Source organism: Streptomyces sp. GMY02 (assembly GCF_019056675.1).
In the GTDB taxonomy this organism is placed as follows: domain Bacteria; phylum Actinomycetota; class Actinomycetes; order Streptomycetales; family Streptomycetaceae; genus Streptomyces; species Streptomyces odonnellii.
The window spans coordinates 5,293,564-5,317,778 of the sequence record NZ_CP077658.1; the positions used below are offsets into that span (position 1 = coordinate 5,293,564).

Genomic DNA, 24,215 nt, shown 5'->3' on the forward strand with positions numbered 1-24,215 from the left:
CGTACCGCGGCGCCAGGGCCGCAGCACCGAGGAAGGGACACCACGCACGCATGAGCGCGTCAGGCGGAACCAAGGCGATCGTGGCGGCACTGGGCGCCAACCTCGCGATCGCAGTAGCGAAGTTCGTGGCGTTCGCGTTCAGCGGTTCGTCGTCGATGCTCGCGGAGGGCGTGCACTCCGTCGCGGACTCCGGCAACCAGGGGCTGCTCCTTCTCGGCGGCAAGAAGGCACAGCGGGAGGCGACCCCGCAGCACCCCTTCGGCTATGGGCGCGAGCGCTACATCTACGCCTTCCTCGTCTCCATCGTGCTGTTCTCGATCGGCGGCATGTTCGCCATCTACGAGGGCTACGAGAAGATCAAGCACCCCCATGAGATCGAGGCCTGGTACTGGCCGGTCGGGGTGCTCGTCTTCGCGATCATCGCCGAGTCGATCTCCTTCCGTACCGCCATAAAGGAGTCCAACGCCACCCGCGGCTCGCTCTCCTGGAGCGAGTTCGTCCGCCGCGCCAAGGCCCCCGAACTCCCCGTCGTACTGCTGGAGGACCTCGGCGCGCTGGTCGGCCTGGTTCTCGCGCTCGGCGGTGTGTGCGTCTCCCTGGCCACCGGCGACGGCCTCTGGGACGGCATCGGCACCCTCTGCATCGGCGTCCTCCTCATCCTGATCGCGCTGGTCCTGGCCGCCGAGACGAAGTCCCTGCTCCTCGGCGAGTCCGCGGGCACGGAGGACGTCGAGAAGATCGAGGCGGCGCTCGTCGACGGCGATGTCGTCACCGGCATCATCCACATGCGTACGCTCCACCTCGGCCCCGAGGAACTCCTGGTCGCCGCCAAGATCGCGGTACAGCACGACGACACGGCCGCCGAGGTGGCCCGCGCGATCGACGCCGCCGAGTCACGGATCCGCGAGGCGGTCCCGATCGCCCGGGTGATCTACCTGGAGCCGGACATCTACAGCGAGTCGGCCGCCGCCGCGGGCACCAACCCCGGCAAGGTGCCCGGTGGGCCCGGTGCCGCCGCCCCGGACGTCGCTCACTGACCTCGCAGATCCCGCCGTGCCTCGATCTTGTCTTTAGGCTCGATCGCATCTGACTTGATCTCATGGCCCTCTCTTCCTCGTTCGACTGTGGGCCGCTGGGCCGATCGGTGTAGATTCGTGACCAGTGCCAGACGTCGCTGCTGATGGCGGTCGGGCGGTCCGCGAGCGGACCGGCCGAGGGAGAGAGGGCCTCCGACGGACTGACCCGTGAGCGCTCGGGCATTCGTATGCCCCGCGCCGCAGAGCCAGCCGTACGCACCCACCCTCGACCCGATTCACGAGGAGCAGCTCGTTATGACGACTGTCGCCAACCGACAGGACTTCAAGGTCGCCGACCTCTCGCTCGCCGAGTTCGGCCGCAAGGAGATCACGCTCGCCGAGCACGAGATGCCCGGCCTGATGTCGATCCGCAAGGAGTACGCGGAGGCCAAGCCGCTGGCCGGCGCCCGTATCACCGGCTCCCTGCACATGACCGTGCAGACCGCGGTCCTCATCGAGACCCTGACGGCTCTCGGCGCCGAGGTCCGCTGGGCGTCCTGCAACATCTTCTCCACCCAGGACCACGCCGCCGCCGCCATCGCGGTCGGCCCCGAGGGCACCGTGGACAACCCCCAGGGCGTCCCCGTCTTCGCCTGGAAGGGCGAGACGCTGGAGGAGTACTGGTGGTGCACGGAGCAGGCCCTGACCTGGCCGAACACCCCCACCGGCGGCCCGAACATGATCCTGGACGACGGCGGTGACGCCACCCTCCTCGTCCACAAGGGCGTCGAGTTCGAGAAGGCCGGCGAGGCCCCGGACCCGGCAACCGCGGACAGCGAGGAGTACGGGCACATCCTGACCCTCCTCAACCGCACCCTCGGCGAGAACCCGCAGAAGTGGACCCGCCTGGCGTCCGAGATCCGCGGTGTCACCGAGGAGACCACGACCGGTGTCCACCGGCTGTACGAGATGCAGCGCGACGGCGTCCTCCTGTTCCCGGCGATCAACGTCAACGACGCGGTCACCAAGTCGAAGTTCGACAACAAGTACGGCTGCCGCCACTCGCTGATCGACGGCATCAACCGCGCCACCGACGTCCTCATCGGCGGCAAGGTCGCGGTCGTCTTCGGCTACGGCGACGTCGGCAAGGGCTGCGCCGAGTCCCTGCGCGGCCAGGGCGCCCGCGTGATCATCACCGAGATCGACCCGATCTGCGCGCTCCAGGCGGCGATGGACGGCTACCAGGTCTCCACGCTCGACGACGTCGTCGGTATCGCGGACATCTTCGTGACCACGACGGGCAACAAGGACATCATCATGGCCTCGGACATGGCCAAGATGAAGCACCAGGCGATCGTCGGGAACATCGGTCACTTCGACAACGAGATCGACATGGCCGGCCTCGCCAAGATCGACGGCATCGTCAAGGACGAGGTCAAGCCGCAGGTCCACACCTGGACCTTCCCGGACGGGAAGACGATCATCGTCCTGTCCGAGGGCCGTCTGCTGAACCTGGGCAACGCGACCGGTCACCCGTCGTTCGTGATGTCCAACTCGTTCGCCGACCAGACCCTGGCCCAGATCGAGCTGTACACGAAGCCGGAGGAGTACCCGACCGACGTCTATGTGCTGCCCAAGCACCTGGACGAGAAGGTCGCCCGCCTCCACCTCGACGCGCTCGGTGTGAAGCTCACGACGCTCCGCCCGGAGCAGGCCTCGTACATCGGTGTCCCCGTCGAGGGCCCGTACAAGCCGGACCACTACCGCTACTGATCCACCCGTGCTGACGCGCTTCCACTGATCCACGGCAGCGCACCCCGGCGGTACCGGACAGGCCCCCGCACCCCCGTGTCGGGGGCCTGTTCCGTGCACCGATGAACACGCGGCCGAGGCACACGCGTCCGCGTGCGTGTGCGCGTACGCGGAAGAACGTCAGCAGCGAGTCAGCCGGCGACGACCTGAAGGACCCGAAGGCTCCGGACGGAGGACCCGAAGGCTCCGACGGACTCGAAAGACCTGGAAGCCCCATGCCCCGCGGCCGTTATTCGCTCCATGATCCGCATGATCACTCCCCTCTCGGTGATGAGCACTTCCACTGCGCGCCAGGTCCCTCCGGCTGGCGCTATGTCTCCCAGATCACCACTCCCTCCGGCGGCCACGCCGGCTCCGTCGATCTGGCCCTCGACGAACTCGGCCGCCCCATCCGTCTCGAACTCCACGCCGCGAGCTGGCAGGTCCGAGGTGCCGCCCTGGACGGCGTCACCTGGGTCCGTACCGACCCCACCGGCGCCCATGCCACCGAAGGCACTGTGCGCGCCCATGCCTTCACCGGCATGTCCCCCGCCTTTCTCGTTGCGACAGCGAGGCTTCTGCGGCTCACCCCCGGTGCCCCCGCGACCCGCGTCCGCCTCGTCGCCTTCACCCAGCCCGTACTGGCACCCCGGACCGTCGATCAGTCCTGGGCGCTGGTGAACAGTGAAGCGCACGCCACTGACAACGGCCCCCTGATCGTGGACGAGTACCAGGTCAGCGCCCTGGACACCGGTGAACAGCACACCGTTCACCTCGCCGGGGACGTGGTCGTATCAGCCCCCGGCATCGAACTCGAAGACCTCGAAACACCGCCCTCCGCCATGTCCTGACGGACAGGCCCGGAGGGCAGAGGGCCGGGGGCTATGCCGGCGGGGCGAAGCCCGTGGCCGGAGGCGCCTCGGGCGACGAGGGCCGAGAAGGCGTAGAAGCAGGGGGAGCAGAGGGAAGAGGGTCGGCGGGGGCGGCAGCCGCCGCAGGGCGGGGCGTGGACGCCGGATCGGGCACCGGGTTCGGCACGGCCGGTGCAGGCCCGGGTGAGGACCAGGTCGAGCCCGCGAGCCCAGCCGCAGGTGCCGGCGCAGCCACCGGCGCCGAACCGGCGGAAGCCCCGAACGCCCGCCGAGTGTCCCGAGCCTGCCTCTCATGAACCACGGCCGCCAGATAGGCCCCCGCAGGCACCCCTTGCGGCACCGGCGCCCCCGTACGAACCGCCAGATCATCCGCGAGCCGCTCCGCCATCGACTGACTCACCCCCGCGTCGAGCTGCCCCAGCCGCGTCAGGTACTGCCGTATCGCCAGCCACAGATCGTCCGGTACGGCAGAGAGGTCCAGCTCCGCGAAACGCCCCGCCAGCCACGGCGGAGGCGGCGGCACCATCGCCATACGCCCGGCCGGAACCCGCTCCCGTACGACCAGGGTCCCCGCGAAGACATCGCCGATCCGCCGCCCCCGCGCCGACACCAACGACGCGATACACGCGATGACCCCGAACGACATCAGGACCTCCACCACGCCCATCGCCCCCCGCACCAGCGCGTGCCGGAACCGTATGGGCCCGCCGTCGTCCCGTACGACCCGCAGCCCACAGGCCAGCTTGCCCAGCGAGCGCCCATGGCTGAGGGTCTCCACCGCGATCGGACCGCCCACCAGAATCAGCAGAAACGACGCGATGGCCAGCGCCATGATCGCCGCCTCGTCCAGCGACCCCGTCGACAGGGTGAGCACGAACGTCACCAGCAGGTAGACGACCCACACCGCCACCAGGTCGATCGCCAGCGCCAGAGCCCGGCTCGGCAGCTTCGCCGGGCGCAGCCCCAGTACGACCGCGTCGCCCGTCACAAGCTCATTCACCGGTGCCACCCTTCGCCCGCCTTCCCTGCCCCTGAAATCATCAGTCTGCCAAGCTGACCCGGAGCGCGTACCAGCAGTGCGGCAGAGGCAGTGCGGCAGAGCAGTAAGCAGGTACGGACCGACCGTACGCACCCAGCGCCTGGAGCAGCAGCCGACCATGGATCTCGATGTCTTCGTGACCGCCCACCGCGCCGAGTGGGAACGCCTGGACCATCTCCTGCGCCGGGGCCGCCGTCTCAGTGGCGCCGAGGCCGATGAACTCGTCGCCCTCTACCAGCGCACGGCCACCCATCTCTCGCTGATCCAGTCCACCGCTCCCGACCCCGTGATCACCACGCGCCTCACCCAGCTCGTGGCCCGCGCCCGCGCCACCGTCACCGGAGCCCGCCGCGCCACCTGGCGCGACGCCGTGCGCTTCCTGAGCGCGGGCTTCCCCGCCGCCGTCTACCTGTCCCGGCGCTGGTGGATACCGACCGCGCTCCTCTCCACACTCCTTGCCGCAGTGATCGGCTGGTGGGTCGCCGCCCACCCCGAGATCCAGTCGGCGATAGGAGCCCCGGACGAGCTGCGCCAGATGACACGGCCCGGTGGCGAGTACGAGACGTACTACTCGAGCCACCCCGCGGCCTCCTTCGCGGCCCAGGTGTGGACGAACAACGCCCAGGCCGCCGCCATGTGCCTGGTCCTGGGCGCCTTCCTGTGCCTCCCGGTGATCTGGGTCCTCTTCCTCAACGTGCTCAACCTGGGAGTCGGGATCGGACTGATGTCCTCGGTCGGCCGCCTCGACACCTTCCTGGGGCTGATCCTTCCGCACGGTCTCCTCGAACTGACAGCTGTCTTCGTCGCCGCCGGTACGGGTTTGCGGCTCGGCTGGACCTTGATCGACCCCGGGCCGTACAGCCGTCGTACGGCGATGGCCCAGCAGGGCCGCGCCGCACTCGGCATGGCCATCGGCCTGGCTCTGGTGCTCTTCGTATCGGGCCTGATCGAGGGCTTCGTGACCCCGTCGGGGCTGCCCACCTGGGCGCGCATCGCCATCGGAATCGTCGCTGAGCTGCTGTTTCTGGTGTACGTGTACGTCCTCGGCGGCCGCGCCGCACGGGCGGGCGAGGTGGGCGATGTCGAGGTGGCGGACCGGAGCGCGGAGCTGCCCACCGCCGCCTGATGTGCGCATCGCGTCTCCGACCTGTTAGTCTCCTCTTCGCCCCACAGGGACCGTTGACACGGTCTGGGTGGGGAGGTAGATTTGAACGGTTGCCTCGGAGTTGGGTAAACGCCGAGAGCACTGGTACATATCTATGCGGCTCCCGACGGAATGAAGTTCCGTGGAGCCCCTCTCGATTCGCCTTCCAGATCATCAAGGCCGATGTGAGTCGGCCCGAATGTTTCTGATAAAGTCGAGTCAAGCCGAAAGGCAAAAGGCCAACTTCGAAGGCCACTGGAATTCACGAGGCGGAAGACGCCGAATGGATCTGGTAAAGTCGGAGACGCGAGACCGAAGGGAAAAGCCCGGAGGAAAGCCCGGAAGGGTGAGTACAAAGGAAGCCTCCGTTCCTTGAGAACTCAACAGCGTGCCAAAAGTCAACGCCAGATATGTTGATACCCCGACCAGCGGGAACGGTTTTCTGTTCCGGCAGGTTGAGGTTCCTTTGAAGAAAACACAGCGAGGACGCTGTGAACCACTGGTCCTATTCCGGCCGGTGGTTCCGCTCTCGTGTGTGATACCGGATATCCGGTGCACATTCACGGAGAGTTTGATCCTGGCTCAGGACGAACGCTGGCGGCGTGCTTAACACATGCAAGTCGAACGATGAAGCCTTTCGGGGTGGATTAGTGGCGAACGGGTGAGTAACACGTGGGCAATCTGCCCTTCACTCTGGGACAAGCCCTGGAAACGGGGTCTAATACCGGATAACACTCTTCCCTGCATGGGGGAGGGTTGAAAGCTCCGGCGGTGGAGGATGAGCCCGCGGCCTATCAGCTTGTTGGTGGGGTGATGGCCTACCAAGGCGACGACGGGTAGCCGGCCTGAGAGGGCGACCGGCCACACTGGGACTGAGACACGGCCCAGACTCCTACGGGAGGCAGCAGTGGGGAATATTGCACAATGGGCGGAAGCCTGATGCAGCGACGCCGCGTGAGGGATGACGGCCTTCGGGTTGTAAACCTCTTTCAGCAGGGAAGAAGCGTGAGTGACGGTACCTGCAGAAGAAGCGCCGGCTAACTACGTGCCAGCAGCCGCGGTAATACGTAGGGCGCAAGCGTTGTCCGGAATTATTGGGCGTAAAGAGCTCGTAGGCGGCTTGTCGCGTCGGATGTGAAAGCCCGGGGCTCAACCCCGGGTCTGCATTCGATACGGGCAGGCTGGAGTGTGGTAGGGGAGATCGGAATTCCTGGTGTAGCGGTGAAATGCGCAGATATCAGGAGGAACACCGGTGGCGAAGGCGGATCTCTGGGCCATTACTGACGCTGAGGAGCGAAAGCGTGGGGAGCGAACAGGATTAGATACCCTGGTAGTCCACGCCGTAAACGTTGGGAACTAGGTGTTGGCGACATTCCACGTCGTCGGTGCCGCAGCTAACGCATTAAGTTCCCCGCCTGGGGAGTACGGCCGCAAGGCTAAAACTCAAAGGAATTGACGGGGGCCCGCACAAGCAGCGGAGCATGTGGCTTAATTCGACGCAACGCGAAGAACCTTACCAAGGCTTGACATACACCGGTAACTGGCAGAGATGTCAGCCCCCTTGTGGTCGGTGTACAGGTGGTGCATGGCTGTCGTCAGCTCGTGTCGTGAGATGTTGGGTTAAGTCCCGCAACGAGCGCAACCCTTGTTCTGTGTTGCCAGCATGCCTTTCGGGGTGATGGGGACTCACAGGAGACTGCCGGGGTCAACTCGGAGGAAGGTGGGGACGACGTCAAGTCATCATGCCCCTTATGTCTTGGGCTGCACACGTGCTACAATGGCCGGTACAATGAGCTGCGATGCCGTGAGGCGGAGCGAATCTCAAAAAGCCGGTCTCAGTTCGGATTGGGGTCTGCAACTCGACCCCATGAAGTCGGAGTTGCTAGTAATCGCAGATCAGCAGTGCTGCGGTGAATACGTTCCCGGGCCTTGTACACACCGCCCGTCACGTCACGAAAGTCGGTAACACCCGAAGCCGGTGGCCCAACCCCTTGTGGGAGGGAGCTGTCGAAGGTGGGACTGGCGATTGGGACGAAGTCGTAACAAGGTAGCCGTACCGGAAGGTGCGGCTGGATCACCTCCTTTCTAAGGAGCATCTAGACCCCCAACGGGGTCCAGAGCCACTACGCCGGCAAGTGTCCGGCGGTGGTCAGCTCATGGGTGGAACGTTGACTATTCGGCACGATCGGCATGATGGGTTCACTAGTACTGCTTCGGCGTGGAACGTGGGTCTGTGGTGCTGGTCGGGTCGGGCGCGCTGTTGGGTGTCTGAGGGCACGGGCGAGTGTGTTGCCTGTTTCTTCAGTGCCGGTCCCAGTGAACTCGCTGTATGGCGGGGTGGTGGGTGGCTGGTCGTTGTTTGAGAACTGCACAGTGGACGCGAGCATCTGTGGCCAAGTTTTTAAGGGCGCACGGTGGATGCCTTGGTACCAGGAACCGATGAAGGACGTGGGAGGCCGCGATAGGCCCCGGGGAGCTGTCAACCGAGCTGTGATCCGGGGGTGTCCGAATGGGGAAACCCGGCAGTCGTCATGGGCTGTCACCTGCTGCTGAACACATAGGCAGTGTGGAGGGAACGAGGGGAAGTGAAACATCTCAGTACCCTCAGGAAGAGAAAACAACAGTGATTCCGGGAGTAGTGGCGAGCGAAACCGGATGAGGCCAAACCGTATGTGTGTGATACCCGGCAGGGGTTGCGCATGCGGGGTTGTGGGAGTTTTCTGGATCGGTCTGCCGGCCGGTCGGCGAGTGAGAAACCGTATGGGTAGGCGAAGGGCATGCGAAAGGCCCGGCGTAGAGGGTAAGACCCCCGTAGCTGAAATTTGTACGGCTCGTTTGGAGATTTCCCAAGTAGCACGGGGCCCGAGAAATCCCGTGTGAATCTGGCGGGACCACCCGCTAAGCCTAAATATTCCCTGGTGACCGATAGCGGATAGTACCGTGAGGGAATGGTGAAAAGTACCGCGGGAGCGGAGTGAAATAGTACCTGAAACCGTGTGCCTACAAGCCGTGGGAGCGTCGGAGCAAGGCTTGCCTTGTTCTCGTGACTGCGTGCCTTTTGAAGAATGAGCCTGCGAGTTTGCGGTGTGTTGCGAGGTTAACCCGTGTGGGGGAGCCGTAGCGAAAGCGAGTCCGAATAGGGCGTTTTAGTAGCGCGCTCAAGACCCGAAGCGGAGTGATCTAGCCATGGGCAGGTTGAAGCGGCTGTAAGAGGTCGTGGAGGACCGAACCCACCAGGGTTGAAAACCTGGGGGATGACCTGTGGTTAGGGGTGAAAGGCCAATCAAACTCCGTGATAGCTGGTTCTCCCCGAAATGCATTTAGGTGCAGCGTCGTGTGTTTCTTGCCGGAGGTAGAGCACTGGATAGGCGATGGGCCCTACCGGGTTACTGACCTTAGCCAAACTCCGAATGCCGGTAAGTGAGAGCGCGGCAGTGAGACTGTGGGGGATAAGCTCCATGGTCGAGAGGGAAACAGCCCAGAGCATCGACTAAGGCCCCTAAGCGTATGCTAAGTGGGAAAGGATGTGGAGTCGCAGAGACAACCAGGAGGTTGGCTTAGAAGCAGCCATCCTTGAAAGAGTGCGTAATAGCTCACTGGTCAAGTGATTCCGCGCCGACAATGTAGCGGGGCTCAAGCATACCGCCGAAGTCGTGTCATTGCAGCATGAGGGCCAACGCCTGCTGTGATGGGTAGGGGAGCGTCGTGTGCCGGGTGAAGCCGCCGTGTAAGCGAGTGGTGGATGGTTCACGAGTGAGAATGCAGGCATGAGTAGCGATTCACACGTGGGAAACGTGTGCGCCGATTGACTAAGGGTTCCTGGGTCAAGCTGATCTGCCCAGGGTAAGTCGGGACCTAAGGCGAGGCCGACAGGCGTAGTCGATGGACAACCGGTTGATATTCCGGTACCCGCTTTGAAACGCCCAGTATCGAATCAGACGATGCTTAGACCGTGAAGCCGCCCTGATCTCTTCGGAGTTGAGGGGAGTGGTGGAGCCGTCGGACCAGATCTGTAGTAGGTAAGTGATGGGGTGACGCAGGAAGGTAGTCCAGCCCGGGCGGTGGTTGTCCCGGGGTAAGGGTGTAGGGCGTTGTGCAGGTAAATCCGTGCAACATAAGTCTGAGACCTGATGCCGAGCCGATTGTGGTGAAGTGGATGATCCTATGCTGTCGAGAAAAGCCTCTAGCGAGTTTCATGGCGGCCCGTACCCTAAACCGACTCAGGTGGTCTGGTAGAGAATACCGAGGCGTTCGGGTGAACTATGGTTAAGGAACTCGGCAAAATGCCCCCGTAACTTCGGGAGAAGGGGGGCCACACCAGGTCAAGGCACTTGCTGCCGGTAGCTTGGGGTGGCCGCAGAGACCAGCGAGAAGCGACTGTTTACTAAAAACACAGGTCCGTGCGAAGCCGTAAGGCGATGTATACGGACTGACGCCTGCCCGGTGCTGGAACGTTAAGGGGACCGGTTAGCTCCATTTCGGTGGGGCGAGGCTGAGAACTTAAGCGCCAGTAAACGGCGGTGGTAACTATAACCATCCTAAGGTAGCGAAATTCCTTGTCGGGTAAGTTCCGACCTGCACGAATGGCGTAACGACTTCTCGACTGTCTCAACCATAGGCCCGGTGAAATTGCATTACGAGTAAAGATGCTCGTTTCGCGCAGCAGGACGGAAAGACCCCGGGACCTTTACTATAGTTTGATATTGGTGTTCGGTTCGGCTTGTGTAGGATAGGTGGGAGACTGTGAAGCGGCCACGCCAGTGGTTGTGGAGTCGTTGTTGAAATACCACTCTGGTCGTGCTGGATGTCTAACCTGGGTCCGTGATCCGGATCAGGGACAGTGTCTGATGGGTAGTTTAACTGGGGCGGTTGCCTCCTAAAGGGTAACGGAGGCGCCCAAAGGTTCCCTCAGCCTGGTTGGTAATCAGGTGTTGAGTGTAAGTGCACAAGGGAGCTTGACTGTGAGACCGACGGGTCGAGCAGGGACGAAAGTCGGGACTAGTGATCCGGCGGTGGCTTGTGGAAGCGCCGTCGCTCAACGGATAAAAGGTACCCCGGGGATAACAGGCTGATCTTCCCCAAGAGTCCATATCGACGGGATGGTTTGGCACCTCGATGTCGGCTCGTCGCATCCTGGGGCTGGAGTCGGTCCCAAGGGTTGGGCTGTTCGCCCATTAAAGCGGTACGCGAGCTGGGTTTAGAACGTCGTGAGACAGTTCGGTCCCTATCCGCTGTGCGCGTAGGAGTCTTGAGAAGGGCTGTCCCTAGTACGAGAGGACCGGGACGGACGAACCTCTGGTGTGCCAGTTGTTCTGCCAAGGGCATGGCTGGTTGGCTACGTTCGGGAGGGATAACCGCTGAAAGCATCTAAGCGGGAAGCCTGCTTCGAGATGAGGACTCCCACCCCCACTGAGGGGGTAAGGCTCCCAGTAGACGACTGGGTTGATAGGCCGGATATGGAAGCCAGGTGACTGGTGGAGTTGACCGGTACTAATAGGCCGAGGGCTTGTCCTCAGTTGCTCGCGTCCACTGTGTTAGTTCTGAGACCACGAACAGCCGTGACTTCTTCCGGCGGGCTTGTGTGTTTCGCAGTGTTTCGGTGGTTATAGCGTGAGGGAAACGCCCGGTTACATTCCGAACCCGGAAGCTAAGCCTTACAGCGCCGATGGTACTGCAGGGGGGACCCTGTGGGAGAGTAGGACGCCGCCGAACAAACTTTATAAGAAATGCCCTTGTACCGGGTCCCGGTACAAGGGCATTTCTGCGTTCAGGGCTATTTCAAGAGTACGGAGCGGTGGTCGACCGGTTTTCACCGGCCGTACTCGACCGCCCATAGATCAGAGGCGTCCTGCGGCCTTCAGCGCGAGATACGCATCCGCCAGAGCCGGAGCCAGTTTCTCCGGGATGGCGTCGACGACCGTGACTCCGTGACGCTGTAGCTGTTCAGCCGTACGACGTCGCTGGGCCTGCGCCTGGGTGCCGGCGGCCGCTTCGTACACCGCGTCCACTGTGCCTCGCCTGATGCTCATTCTCTCAATGTGTGGATCGGCGACGGAGGCGACGAGAACCGTGTGGCGTTTGGTGAGCTGCGGGAGGACGGGAAGAAGTCCCTCCTCGATCGGAGCGGCGTCGAGGCTGGTGAGGAGCACAACGAGCGACCGGCGAGGGGTGCTCCTCAATGCGGCCGCGCTGAGGCCGCGCGCGTCCGTCTCCACCAGCTCCGGTTCGAGCGGGGCGAGTGCGTTGACCATCGCCGGCAGGACATCGCTCGCTGAGCGGCCCTGGACCTGGGCGCGTGTGCGGCGGTCGTAGGCGAGGAGATCCACCCGGTCGCCCGCTCGTGAGGCGAGCGCGGTGAGGAGAAGCGTGGCGTCCATGGCCGCGTCGAGACGGGGCACGTCGCCGACGCGGCCGGCCGATGTGCGGCCGGTGTCGAGGACGACGAGGATGTGCCGGTCACGTTCGGGGCGCCAGGTTCGTACGGCCACCGCCGACTGGCGCGCGGTGGCCCGCCAGTCGATGGACCGGGTGTCGTCCCCGGGAACGTACTCGCGGAGGCTGTCGAACTCGGTCCCCTCGCCGCGCGTCAGCACGCTGGTCCGGCCGTCCAGTTCGCGCAGCCGGGCGAGCCTGGACGGCAGATGCTTGCGGCTGGTGAAGGGCGGTAGCACCCGGAGCGTCCATGGGACGTTGTGATTGCCCTGGCGGGCGGCCAGGCCCATGGGTCCGTACGAGCGGACGGTCACGCGCTCCGTGCGACGGTCGCCGCGGCGGGTGGGGCGCAGGGCTGTGGTGAGCCGACGGCGCTCACCTGCCGGGATGGTCAGCTTGTGGCGCGACGCGGCCTGCTCGGTACCGGCGGACCAGGCGCTGGGCGGCCAGGCGTCGCGCAGGTGGGCACGGAGACGGCGGCCCGAGGGGTTGGTGACGGTGAGGTGGACTTCGGCGCCTTCGCCGAGTCGAACAGACGTATCACCACTTCGAGTGAACCGGAGCGATCGCACTGGTGCGGCCAGGGCGTAGTCGCACAGAATTGCTAGCGAGAGCGGGACGTTGACGGCAAGGATCCCGGCCCAGCCGGGGGCGTAGATGCCGACGGGGAGAGTGCCGAGGGCCGCGAGGAGCGCGGTTCGTCCGGTGAGGGCCATGAGTGAGTCAGCGCCTCATCGGGGAACGGGGACATGGGCGAGGATCGCGGTGATGACGGAGTCGGCGGTGACTCCTTCCATCTCGGCCTCGGGCCGCAGTTGGACGCGATGACGGAGCGTAGGGAGAGCCAGGGCCTTCACATCGTCCGGGATGACATAGTCCCGGCCGGTGAGCCAGGCCCAGGCACGGGCGGTGGAGAGCAGGGCAGTGGCGCCTCGCGGGGAGACGCCGAGTGAGAGCGAGGGGGATTCACGCGTGGCACGGCAGATATCGACGACATAGCCCGCTATCTCGGGTGAGACGGATGTCCTGGCGACCGCGTCTCGTGCGGCGTCCAGGTCGGCGGGCCCGGCGACGGGCCGTACCCCCGCGGCCTGGAGGTCACGAGGGTTGAAGCCTTCCGCGTGGCGGGTCAGGACGCTGATCTCGTCGTCGCGGGACGGCAGTGACACCGTCAGCTTGAGAAGGAAGCGGTCGAGTTGGGCCTCGGGGAGCGGATAGGTGCCCTCGTACTCGACGGGGTTCTGAGTGGCGGCGACAAGGAACGGATCGGGCAGCGGGCGCGGAGTGCCGTCGACCGTTACCTGACGTTCCTCCATCGCCTCCAGGAGCGATGACTGGGTCTTGGGCGGCGTGCGGTTGATTTCGTCGGCCAGCAGCAGATGGGTGAAGACGGGGCCGGGCTGGAAAGAGAACTCGGCAGTTCTGGCGTCGTACACAAGGGACCCGGTGATGTCGCTCGGCATCAGGTCCGGAGTGAACTGGACGCGCTTCGTGTCGAGTTCGAGGGAAGCGGCGAGTGCCCGTACGAGAAGGGTCTTCGCGACGCCGGGGACTCCTTCGAGGAGGACATGGCCACGGCAGAGAAGGGCGACGACAAGCCCGGTGACGGCGGGGTCCTGGCCGACCACCGCCTTCGCGATCTCGGCGCGCAGGGCCTCCAGGGACGCGCGGGCGCTGTCCGTGTCCTGGGTGTTCCCGGCGTTCTGTGTGGTCGGAGCACTCATGAGGTGCGTACCTCTCTTTCGAGGGCGTCGAGTCGGTCCGCCAGGCGGATAAGAGCGGCGTCGTCGGCCGGGGCCGGGCCGAAGAGCAGGGTGCGCAGGTCCGGGACAGTGTCTGCGAGTTGCGCGGCGACGGCCGGGACCAGGGCTTCGGGTGTGTGTGCCTCGGCGGGTGAGACGCCGAGCAGGGGTGCCAGACGCTCGCGGGTCCCCGAGCGCAGGGCGGATGCCGCGTGGTCCCTGGCGTTCGCCTTGCGGTAGAGGCGGGCGCGGCCCTCGGCGGACTCGGAGGCCCGGATGGCGACGGGGAGTCGTTCGACCACCAGGGGACCCAGTCTGCGTGCGCGCCAGACGGCGGCGAGCACCGCGGCGAGAAGGAGCTGGAAGGCGCCCCAGAGCCAGCCCGAGGGGATCAGATCGAAGAAGCTGCCGCTGTTGTCGTTCCCACTGTTGTCGCCGCTGTCGTCGGAGGCAGAGGCATCGCTGAGAGAAGGGAGGTACCAGACGAGATGAGGCCGGGAGCCGAGGAGTTGAAGAGCGAGCGAGGCGTTGCCCTGCTTGTCGAGACGCTCGTTGTAGAGCAGGTCCGGGGAGCCGAGCAGGACGGTGTCGCCGGTGTGCGTATCCGGGTCCGTACCCGGATCCGGGTCTGTCGCCGTGGCGGGGATCCTGAGCAGGGTCGGCACGCCGTCACTCATGTAACAGCCGTCGGCGTCGGGGGAGTCGGTGATGTATCGGTCACCACCGATGTCGACTGTGCCCGCGCGGTCGGCGGCGGGCAGCGAGCACCGCGGGGCCCGTGCCGAGACGGGTGTGGAGGTGTCGGTGCGGACACCGGGGGCCAGCACGCCGACCGAGGGCGGGCCGGCGCCGAGGTGGACGACGCGGCCTCCCGAGAGCGCCGTCACATCGTGGAGGAGCCCCTGCTGATGGGGCGTCAGCAGATCTGGATTGGTGACAAGGAGCGTGGTGTCAGGGCCCGTCGCGATCATGGCCTCGTCGAGTGTCGTGACGACTTTGACGGAGACCCCGTTGGCCTTGAGCAGCTCGGCGGCGGCGCGGCTGCCGTAAGGGTCGGCGGAGCGGGGATCGAGCCGGCCGTGCTGGTCACCGGAGTTGAGAGCCGCGATGACGATCCCGGCGGCGAGGAGAAGCGCGAGTGCGAGGAGCAGTCCGCGGGTCCGGGTCCAGATCTGGCCGCTGGTCAGGGAGAGCGATGTTGGGCTGGCGGTGGAGGTCACTCGGCCGTTCCTCCGGATGCGGTGCTCAACTGCGGCTTCGCACGGTCCAGATCGAGATCGAGTTCACGCAGGCGCAGGTATGTCCGCTGGTCGGCGGTGCGGCCTCCGTATGTGACGTCGTCGAACTCGCGCGCGACGGCGCGGAGCCGGTCCGCATGGTTGGGAAGTGGGCGCCCGGCCTCGGTGGCGGCTTCGTCGGCGGTGCGGCCTGGGCGCGGGTCGAGCAGTGCTCGTTCTTCCAGCGAGCGGACGATGGCGCGCATCCGTTCCTGGACGGCCTCGTTCCAGCGGTTGGCGGCGGCGTGTGCTTCGGCACTGGCGCGGTGTTCCGCGGTGCTGCGCGGGCCGTCCTCGAAGAGCGAGCCGGCCGAGCCGGGCATGCGGCGGGGCGTGCCGAGCCGCCACCACAGGGCGGCGAGGAGGGCCACTACGACCAGGATGACGATGACCAGGCCGAGCAGGCCGCCGGGGGCGACTCCGGAAGCGGAGTCGAAGAGATCGCCGACCCAGTCCCAGAAGCGGTCGAGTGCGCGCTGGAGAAGGTTGGGGTCGTTCTCGTGGTACATCGGTTTGGACAGTTCGCGTTCCGCCGCCTCACGGGCGGGGACGCGAGAGGTGTCCACCGGTGTGTCGTCGCTCAGGCGTATCAGCAGCAGCCGCGCGGATGTCACTCCCCCCGTGATGGACACCGCATCAGCCCCCGGAAGGGCCGTAGCCCGGTACGCCGGCGGCCCGGGCCAGTTCGAGGTCGAGGGCCTCGCGGCGGATGCGCTGGTCCACGTAGAGGAGCACGGTCACACCGGCGGAGATCGGATAGGTGATCGTGGTCGCGATCACCGTGCCGATGCCGGTGATGATCAGGAAGGGCCAGCCGAAGCCCGTACTGGTGCCGGAGACCAGGCCTTCGAGACCGTCGCCGTCCACGGCTGTGGCGAGGATGCCGAACGGCACCGCGATGACCAGCGTGACGAGGAAGGTCAGTACGAGGGTGAGCAGGAGGATGCCGAATGTGCGCCACCAGGCGCCTCCCACGAGCTTGGCGGAGCGGCGCAGGGACGGCATGACGCCCTGGCGTTCCAGCACGAGCGCGGGCGAGGCGAGGCTGAAGCGGACCATCAGCCAGATCATGACGGCGAGGCCCGCGAATCCGCCGAGCATGGCGAGCGCGAATCCTCCGGCGGAGCCCAGCAGCAGGCCGGGGACGATACCGATCGTCATGACGGCGCTGCTCATGAGGAGGAGCAGCAGTGTCAGGCCCAGGAGCTGGGGGAGCCGGGGCCGGGCCTCGCGCCAGGCCTCGGAGAGCGTGACAGGGCGCCCCAGCACGGAGCGGCTGATCACCACGGTGAGTATCGAGGTGGTGAAGAGGGTGCCGACCACGGTGATGGCCAGCGACGGGATGAGGGAGACGAGGCTCTGCTGTGCCGAGTCGGCGGCCTGGCTGAGGGCTTCCGAGGGGGTGGCTTCGGGATCGAGGGCCACCGGCTCGGGGACGAAGTACCGCTGGATGAGTATGTCGACGATCTGGGAGACCACCGCGACGACGAGGGTGACGCCCAGCACGGTGCGCCAGTGGGCGCGCAGCGTGGAGACGGCGCCGTCGAGGATCTCGCCGACGCCCAGCGGGCGCAGCGGGATGACACCCGGCTTGGCGGCCGGTGGACGGCCCCAGCCGTAGCCGGGTCCGCCGCCGTAACCAGGGCCGCCGCCCTGGGGCGGTCCGCCCGGGCCCGGCGCGGGGCGCTGGGGCGGGGGCCGGTGCCGGGGGCGCTGGGCGGGGACCACTGGCCGGGAGGCGGCTGGGTGGCGGACCACTTCGAGGAGGAGGAGCCGGAGCCGTCGGCGGGCTCGGCGGGCCGGGGCACGGTGGGGTCCTGGCCGTCGGACGGGGCGGATCCGGGCGAGGCCCAGCCCGGAGTGTCGTTCACGGTCGTCCACCTCGTGGATTGGTTGCGGGGCCGGCTCGGAGAGCCGGCGTGTCAGCGGTGCCTGTCCGCGGAGCGGGGCGGCGGCCTGGCAGCCATCGTGCCACGCGTCGGCTGTGGGCGGACCGGGGGCCGTATCTCCTTCTCGCGTTCGTGCTTGCCTTCATTGTCCGCTCCGTAGCGGGCAGACTGAGCGAATGGTTGATCAGTACGCACAAACCCCGGTCGGCGCGGAGCCGTCCATGCTCCCCTCGATTCGCTGGGACGAGCCGCCGGAAGGGCCCGTACTGGTACTCCTCGACCAGACGAGACTTCCGGTCGAGGAGTCGGAGCTGGTCTGTACGGATGTCCCCGCGCTGGTACAGGCGATCCGGACGCTGGCGGTGCGGGGGGCACCGCTGCTGGGGATCGCGGGCGCCTACGGGGTGGCGCTGGCGGCGCTGCGGGGCTACGACGTGGAGGACGCGGCGACGCAGCTTTCACAGGCGCGGCCCACCGCGGTGAACCTCGGGTACGGGGTGCGGCGGGCGCGGGACGCGTACCGGTCGGCGGTCGACCAGGGGGCCGGTCTTGAGCGGGCGGCCGCCGCCGCGCTCGCCGAAGCGAAGCTGTTGCACCGGGAAGATGCCGAGGCCAGCACGCAGATGGCGGAGTTTGGGCTTAGTCTCCTCGATGAACTGCTGCCGGGGGGCGGGCACCGGATCCTGACCCACTGCAATACCGGGGCGCTGGTCTCGGGCGGGGAGGGGACCGCGTTCGCCGTGGCCCTGTCGGCCCACCGGGCCGGGCGGCTGAGGCGCCTGTGGGTGGACGAGACCCGTCCGCTCCTCCAGGGGGCCCGGCTGACGGCGTATGAGGCGGCTCGTAACGGGATGGCGTACACATTGCTCACGGACAACGCGGCTGGTTCGCTGTTCGCGGCGGGGGAGGTGGACGCCGTTCTGATCGGGGCCGACCGCATCGCCGCGGACGGTTCCGTGGCGAACAAGGTGGGGAGCTATCCGCTCGCCGTCCTGGCCAGGTACCACCATGTGCCGTTCATCGTGGTCGCCCCGACCACCACGATCGACCTGGACACCCCGGACGGGGCGTCGATCGAGGTGGAGCAGCGGCCCGGGCACGAAGTGACAGAGGTCACGGCGCCACAGGTGGCGGCGGGAGCGGAAGCGGGGAGTGGGATGCCGGTGGCGCCGCTGGGAACGCAGGCGTACAACCCGGCTTTTGATGTCACACCCCCGGAACTGGTGACGGCGATCGTCACCGAAAAAGGCGCGCTGTCCCCGGTGACCGGGGCCGGAATCGCGGAGCTGTGTGTCAGGTCACGCCAAGGTAACGATGAGCTAATGGGATGATGTCGATATGAAGGGACGCGTCCTTGTCGTCGATGACGACACCGCACTGGCCGAGATGCTGGGCATTGTGCTGCGGGGAGAAGGTTTTGAGCCGTCGTTCGTAGCGGACGGTGACAAGGCACTTGCCGCTTTCCGGGAGGCCAAGCCGGATCTGGTGCTGCTGGATCTGATGCTGCCCGGGCGGGACGGTATTGAGGTGTGCCGGCTCATCAGGGCCGAGTCCGGGGTTCCGATCGTCATGCTGACGGCCAAGAGCGACACGGTCGATGTGGTGGTGGGGCTGGAGTCGGGGGCCGACGACTACATCGTCAAGCCGTTCAAGCCCAAGGAACTGGTGGCCCGGATCAGGGCGCGGCTGCGCAGGTCCGAGGAGCCGGCGCCGGAGCAGTTGGCGATAGGCGATCTCGTGATCGATGTGGCGGGTCACTCGGTGAAGCGGGACGGGCAGTCGATCGCGCTGACCCCGCTCGAGTTCGACCTGCTGGTCGCGCTGGCCCGTAAGCCGTGGCAGGTGTTCACGCGTGAGGTGCTCCTGGAGCAGGTGTGGGGCTACCGGCACGCGGCGGACACCCGGCTGGTGAATGTGCATGTCCAGCGGCTGCGCTCCAAGGTCGAGAAGGACCCCGAGCGTCCGGAGATCGTGGTGACCGTCCGCGGTGTCGGTTACAAGGCGGGACCGAGCTGACATGTCCGGCGGCGGTGCTGCTCCGAAGCCCGGGGAGCCGGGGGTCCGTGCGGGGCGGGCTGCCGCTCCTGGGCGTGTCCTGGCGCGGTTCCGCCGGCTCTTCCAGAGCGGCCGGCTGCTTCAGGACGGCTCGCCGGGCGGGCCGGCGCTGCGGCTGCTCGTGCGCTGGGTGAGGCGTCCGCTGCTGCCTGCCGTACGGCTGTACCGGCGCAATATCCAGCTTCGGGTCGTCGCGGCCACGCTGCTGATGTCACTGGGCGTGGTGCTGCTGCTCGGGTTCGTCGTCATCGGCCAGGTGCGCAACGGTCTGCTCGAAGCCAAGGAGAAGGCGGCCCAGAGCCAGGCGGCCGGCGGGTTCACCGTGGCGAAGGAGAAGGCCGACGCACCGGCGGCGCTGGGTGGCAGGGACGGCGACGGGACGAGCGGCAAGTCGGGCAGAAATTCCGTCAACTGGCGGTCCGACCTGGTGGAACAGCTCGCCAGCGGCGGCCCGGGAGCCTTCAACGTGGTGGCGCTGAGCCCCGACGCGCAGGACGCGGCGTCCACCAGCCGCGCGCCGCGGGTCTCGGGCGGGGTGGACTTCGCGAGCGTTCCGGCGGATCTGCGGTCGGCCGTGGCGCGCGGGACCGGGCCGTTCGAGACGTACGCCCAGATCAGGTACACCGGGGCGACCGAGGACCGGGAGCCGGAGCCGGGGCTGATCGTCGGCAAGCGGCTGAACGATGTCGACGGCAACGCGTACGAGCTGTACTACCTCTTCCCGCTGACGCAGGAGGAGCAGTCGCTCAACCTGGTCAAGGGCACGCTCGCCACGGCCGGGCTCTTTGTGGTGGTGCTGCTGGGGGCCATCGCCTGGCTGGTGGTGCGGCAGGTCGTCACGCCCGTACGGATGGCCGCGGGGATCGCCGAGCGGCTCTCCACCGGGCGGCTCCAGGAGCGGATGAAGGTCACCGGCGAGGACGACATCGCCCGGCTCGGTGAGGCGTTCAACAAGATGGCGCAGAACCTCCAGCTCAAGATCCAGCAGTTGGAGGAGCTGTCCCGGATGCAGCGCCGGTTCGTCTCGGATGTCTCGCACGAGCTGCGTACCCCGCTGACGACGGTGCGGATGGCCGCCGATGTCATCCATGAGGCGCGTGGCGACTTCGATCCCGTGACGGCGCGGTCGGCCGAGCTGCTCGGCGATCAGCTCGACCGCTTCGAGTCGCTCCTGTCGGACCTGCTGGAGATCAGCCGTTTTGACGCGGGTGCCGCGGCGCTGGAGGCGGAGCCGATAGACCTGCGCGTGGTCGTACGGCGGGTGATCGGCGGGGCCGAGCCGCTCGCGGAGCGCAAGGGCACCCGGATCCGGGTCCTCGGGGACGAGCAGCCCGTTGTCGCGGAGGCCGATGCCCGCCGGGTCGAGCGGGTGCTGCGCAATCTGGTCGTCAACGCCGTCGAGCACGGCGAGGGCCGGGATGTCGTCGTACGGATGGGGGTCGCGGGCGGTGCCGTCGCGGTCGCCGTGCGTGACTACGGTGTGGGGCTCAAGCCGGGGGAGGCGACCCGGGTGTTCAACCGGTTCTGGCGGGCCGATCCGGCGCGCGCCCGCACCACCGGCGGCACCGGGCTCGGGCTGTCGATCGCCGTCGAGGACGCGCGGCTGCACGGCGGCTGGCTCCAGGCGTGGGGCGAGCCCGGCGGCGGTTCGCAGTTCCGGCTGACGCTGCCGCGTACGGCGGACGAGGCGCTGCGTGGCTCGCCCATACCGCTGGAGCCCGAGGATTCCCGGCGCAACCGTGAGCGTGCCGGAGCGCAGGCTCTCAAGGACGGCGGCGCGCAGCGGCTGGGGAGCGTGCCCGCGCAGCAGAGCGCGGACCGGCCCGCGCTCGCCAGTACGGCCGGAGCGCCCGCTCCGGCCGTGCCGCCCCGTACCGCGGCGGCGGTGGACCCGGCGGCGATGCCGGGCAGCGGAGCGCGGGTGGTGGCCCGGCCCGCGGAAGAGGCGGTTCCGGGCGGCGGGCACGGCGCGGGCGGGGCCGACGATTCCGTACACCAGTCCGTACACCAGGTTCCGGAGCGGGAGGACACGATTCGTGGGCGCTGACCGCCGTCGGTACGGTCTGGGACGGGCGGTGAGGGTCCCGGCGGTGCTGGGGACACTCGCCGCGCTGCTGGCCGGGTGCGCGTCGATCCCGGACAGCGGCGATGTCGAGCCGGTGAGGGCGTCGCCGCCCGGCGAGTCGCAGGTGCGGGTGTACGCGGTGCCGCCGCGCGAGAAGGCAGGGCCCGACGAGATCGTCGACGGCTTCCTGGAGGCCATGACCAGTGACGATCCCGATTTCGCGATGGCCAGGAAGTATCTGACCAAGGAGGCGTCCCGGGACTGGAAGCCGGCGGAGGGCACGACCGTACTGCGCGCCGCGCCCGACCCCAGCCCTTCCAAGGAGCAGCCGCCCGGATCCGGGGACACCGGTCGTACGTATCCGCTGTACGGGGACCGGATAGCGGATGTGGACGCGGCGCACGCCTACCAGCCGATCGAGCCGACGCCGTACAACGGTGCGATCCACCTGGTGCAGGAGAAGACCGCGGCGGACACCAAGGAGTGGCGCATCGACAGTCTGCCGCCGGGCCTGGTGCTCGGTGAGTCGGACTTCCAGCGCAACTACCGGTCCATGAACAAGTACTACTTCGCCGCGGGGGAGAACTGGCTGGTCGCCGACCCGGTCTATATCCGCCAGCGCATAGACCCCACGACGCGGATGGATCCGGTCACCCAGGCGGTGAAGGTGCTGCTGGACGGGCCGACGGACTGGCTGAAGCCCGTCGTCGAGTCGCCCTTCCCGCCGGGTACGGCCCTTCAGAAGGGCACCAGATCACTGGAGTTCGACGACCGCAACGCGCTGAAGGTGCCGCTGAACGAGAAGGCGGCCAAGGCGGGGCGTTCGCAGTGCCGGAAGATGGCGGCGCAACTCCTGTTCACTCTGCGGGATCTGACGTCGACCCCGGTCAGCCAGGTCGAGCTGCTGGCGGACGGGTCCTCGCTCTGTGTGCTCAGCGGCGACCAGGCCGAGGAGTTCGCGCCGGACCGGACCACGGGCCGTCCGGACAATCCGTACTTCATCGACAGCGGGGGACGGCTGTCGACGCTTCATGTGGGCACTGACGAGAACGCCGATCCGGCGCGTGTCATCGGGCCGTTCGGCAATGGCGCGCTGAAACTCGGCTCGGTCGCGGTGGCACGGGACGAGAGGCACGCGGCTGGGGTTTCGGAGGACGCCAAGTCGCTCTATGTGGCGTCCATACTTTCGGACGGCGAGCTGGGCGACCCGCTGGTGAAGAGCGATGCCGCGCGCCCGCAGGACCGGTTGTCCGCGCCGAGCTGGGACGGGCACGGTGATGTGTGGATAGCCGACCGTGATCCGCGCAAGCCGCGTCTGCTGCGGTTCGCGGACGGCGCCGGCACGGGGCAGGAGGTCACGGTCGACGGGCTCGACGGGGCACGGATCGACGCGCTGAAAGTCTCGGCGGACGGTGTACGGATCGCGCTGCTGCTGGTGAAGGACGGGCGGACCACCCTGCAGATCGGCCGGGTGGAGCGGCACGGTTCCGGGGCCAAGGCCGAGGTGTCCGTACTGGGGCTCCAGCCCGCGGCCCCGCAGATGGAGTCGGTGACCGCGGTGTCCTGGGCCGGGCCGAGCCGGCTGGTGGTGGTCGGCAAGGAGTCCGGCGGGGTGGAGCAGGTGCGCTACATACAGACCGACGGGTCGACCTCGGCCGCGGGTGTGCTGCCGGGGCTGTCCCCGGTGACGGCGATCGCGGCGGCCGACGACGACCAGCAGCCGCTGGTGGCCGATTCGCAGGACGCGGGGATCGTACGGCTGCCCATGGGGGCGAACTGGCAGACGATGGTCGAGGACGGCTCGTCGCCGGTCTATCCCGGCTGATCCCGTGGGTGACACGGCTGTGGCCAGGGGAGAGTTCGCCGAGTCCGGCCGAGGCGCACCGGGTGCCTTGGCCGGGGGCATATGACCCATGGCTGGACCTTTACCGGACGCAGTTGTCCACAGGGGTGGCCCGCGGCTCCCGGGATTGGCACAGTGGCTCCCATGCGGGGGTGGTGGAGAGAGATCACCGGGTTGGTGCTGCCGGTCGCCTGTGGCGGCTGCGGCAGCCCCAGGACACCGTTGTGCGAGGACTGCGGCCGGGCTCTGTACGGCACATGGCCCTGCCGGGTGCGGCCGGTTCCCGAGCCGGTGGGGCTGCCCGCGGTGTACGCGGCGGCGCCGTACGAGGACGCCGTACGGTCCGTGCTGCTGGCCCACAAGGAGCGGGGCGCGCTCGGGCTGGCCGGTCCGCTGGGCCGGGCCCTCGCCGGGGCGGTGGGGGACGCCGCGCCGGCCGGTACGGGAGTGGGGCCGCTGTTTCTCGTACCGGTGCCGTCCTCGCGGCGGGCGGTCGGGGCGCGGGGACATGACGCGACGCGCCGGATAGCCCTGGCCGCGGCCGGTGAGCTGAGACGTACGGGCCGGGTGTGCCGGGTACTGCCGGTGCTGCGGCAGCGGCGGGCGGTGGCCGACCAGGCAGGGCTGGACGCCCGCCAGCGGCGGGCGAATCTGTCCGGGGCACTGGAGGTGGCGAGCGGGGGCGCGCGGCTGCTGGAGGGCGGCCGGGTGGTGCTGGTGGACGATCTCATGACCACCGGCTCTTCGCTCGTCGAGGCGGCGAGGGCACTGCGTGCCATAAGACGGCCCGGCATTTCTGGATTCGCACAGGTGAGCGCGGCAGTTGTGGCCGCACCGCCCCTCTCTTTCGAAATAAACCGGAACTGATCGAGATCTTGCATCTTCGCAGGTGAACGGGGAAGAAGCAGGGCCGAACAGAGGTATATGCCGGTAGCGGGTGCCGACAGCCGTCCGAGAGGGCTATGTTCGGTTATGAGGAATGGCGGAAGCCATCGCTCACTGAATGCACTGGTCTGCTTCGGCGTTTTTCAGAACCTCGCAACTTCTGGG

Annotated in this window: 14 protein-coding genes, 3 rRNA genes and 1 pseudogene; 12 read left to right on the forward strand and 6 right to left on the reverse strand. The window is 67.2% G+C overall.

The window, feature by feature from the left end:
* Positions 1–50 precede the first annotated feature (50 nt).
* The 3 genes from KQY30_RS22440 to KQY30_RS22450 all read left to right on the forward strand — a co-directional run bounded on the left by KQY30_RS22440 (position 51) and on the right by KQY30_RS22450 (position 3,658).
* Entirely contained in the window at positions 51–1,037 is a 987-nt protein-coding gene (locus KQY30_RS22440; RefSeq protein ID WP_217308379.1) for a cation diffusion facilitator family transporter, read from the forward strand.
* 294 nt (positions 1,038–1,331) lie between these two features.
* Complete coding sequence (gene ahcY, locus KQY30_RS22445; RefSeq protein ID WP_217308380.1) at positions 1,332–2,789, forward strand: adenosylhomocysteinase; 1,458 nt, start codon at positions 1,332–1,334, stop codon at positions 2,787–2,789.
* 254 nt (positions 2,790–3,043) lie between these two features.
* Positions 3,044–3,658 (forward strand): hypothetical protein, encoded by a 615-nt coding sequence (locus KQY30_RS22450; protein ID WP_217308381.1) that lies wholly within the window; start codon positions 3,044–3,046, stop codon positions 3,656–3,658.
* Between the two features lie 31 nt (positions 3,659–3,689).
* On the opposite strand, the gene KQY30_RS22455 is transcribed toward KQY30_RS22450, so the two are convergent.
* Positions 3,690–4,679 carry an RDD family protein gene (locus tag KQY30_RS22455; RefSeq protein WP_217308382.1) on the reverse strand — a complete coding sequence of 330 codons (990 nt, stop codon included), beginning with the start codon at positions 4,677–4,679 and terminating at the stop codon, positions 3,690–3,692.
* Positions 4,680–4,836: 157 nt separating this feature from the next.
* On the opposite strand from KQY30_RS22455, the gene KQY30_RS22460 reads away from it, so the two are divergent.
* The 4 genes from KQY30_RS22460 to rrf all read left to right on the forward strand — a co-directional run bounded on the left by KQY30_RS22460 (position 4,837) and on the right by rrf (position 11,574).
* Positions 4,837–5,844: a stage II sporulation protein M gene (locus tag KQY30_RS22460; RefSeq protein ID WP_217308383.1), complete on the forward strand. Its 1,008-nt coding sequence runs from the start codon at positions 4,837–4,839 to the stop codon at positions 5,842–5,844.
* Between the two features lie 577 nt (positions 5,845–6,421).
* Positions 6,422–7,947, forward strand: a 16S ribosomal RNA gene (locus KQY30_RS22465).
* Positions 7,948–8,253: 306 nt separating this feature from the next.
* A 23S ribosomal RNA gene (locus KQY30_RS22470) occupies positions 8,254–11,376 on the forward strand.
* A gap of 81 nt (positions 11,377–11,457) precedes the next feature.
* A 5S ribosomal RNA gene (gene rrf / locus KQY30_RS22475) occupies positions 11,458–11,574 on the forward strand.
* The 16S, 23S and 5S rRNA genes sit together here, the layout of an rRNA operon.
* 125 nt (positions 11,575–11,699) lie before the next feature.
* Here the strand turns inward: rrf and KQY30_RS22480 are convergent.
* The 5 genes and pseudogenes from KQY30_RS22480 to KQY30_RS22500 form a co-directional block, all read right to left on the reverse strand.
* The gene (locus KQY30_RS22480; RefSeq protein ID WP_217308384.1) at positions 11,700–13,010 is read right to left on the reverse strand and encodes a DUF58 domain-containing protein; all 1,311 of its coding nucleotides are present in this window, start codon (positions 13,008–13,010) and stop codon (positions 11,700–11,702) included.
* Positions 13,011–13,025: 15 nt separating this feature from the next.
* A complete protein-coding gene (locus KQY30_RS22485; RefSeq protein WP_217308385.1) occupies positions 13,026–14,018 on the reverse strand; it encodes a MoxR family ATPase in 993 nt (330 codons plus the stop codon).
* Entirely contained in the window at positions 14,015–15,256 is a 1,242-nt protein-coding gene (locus KQY30_RS22490; RefSeq protein ID WP_217308386.1) for a DUF4350 domain-containing protein, read from the reverse strand. Before KQY30_RS22490 ends, KQY30_RS22485 begins: the two co-directional genes overlap by 4 nt.
* Positions 15,253–15,945: a DUF4129 domain-containing protein gene (locus KQY30_RS22495; RefSeq protein WP_217308387.1), complete on the reverse strand. Its 693-nt coding sequence runs from the start codon at positions 15,943–15,945 to the stop codon at positions 15,253–15,255. Before KQY30_RS22495 ends, KQY30_RS22490 begins: the two co-directional genes overlap by 4 nt.
* A gap of 4 nt (positions 15,946–15,949) precedes the next feature.
* Positions 15,950–17,184, reverse strand: a pseudogene (locus KQY30_RS22500) (hypothetical protein).
* Positions 17,185–17,378: 194 nt separating this feature from the next.
* Here KQY30_RS22500 and mtnA point away from each other — a divergent pair.
* The 5 genes from mtnA (at position 17,379) to KQY30_RS22525 (ending at position 24,032) form a co-directional block, all read left to right on the forward strand.
* Entirely contained in the window at positions 17,379–18,533 is a 1,155-nt protein-coding gene (gene mtnA, locus KQY30_RS22505) for an S-methyl-5-thioribose-1-phosphate isomerase (RefSeq protein WP_217308388.1), read from the forward strand.
* Positions 18,534–18,540: 7 nt separating this feature from the next.
* Positions 18,541–19,218, forward strand: a complete 678-nt coding sequence (gene mtrA, locus KQY30_RS22510; protein WP_009333493.1) for a two-component system response regulator MtrA — start codon at positions 18,541–18,543, stop codon at positions 19,216–19,218.
* A gap of 1 nt (position 19,219) precedes the next feature.
* Positions 19,220–21,304, forward strand: coding sequence for an MtrAB system histidine kinase MtrB (gene mtrB, locus KQY30_RS22515; protein ID WP_217308389.1), 2,085 nt, complete (start codon positions 19,220–19,222; stop codon positions 21,302–21,304).
* Positions 21,294–23,147: an LpqB family beta-propeller domain-containing protein gene (locus tag KQY30_RS22520; RefSeq protein WP_217308390.1), complete on the forward strand. Its 1,854-nt coding sequence runs from the start codon at positions 21,294–21,296 to the stop codon at positions 23,145–23,147. Before mtrB ends, KQY30_RS22520 begins: the two co-directional genes overlap by 11 nt.
* A 162-nt stretch (positions 23,148–23,309) precedes the next feature.
* Complete coding sequence (locus KQY30_RS22525) at positions 23,310–24,032, forward strand: ComF family protein (RefSeq protein ID WP_217308391.1); 723 nt, start codon at positions 23,310–23,312, stop codon at positions 24,030–24,032.
* Positions 24,033–24,215: the final 183 nt, after the last annotated feature.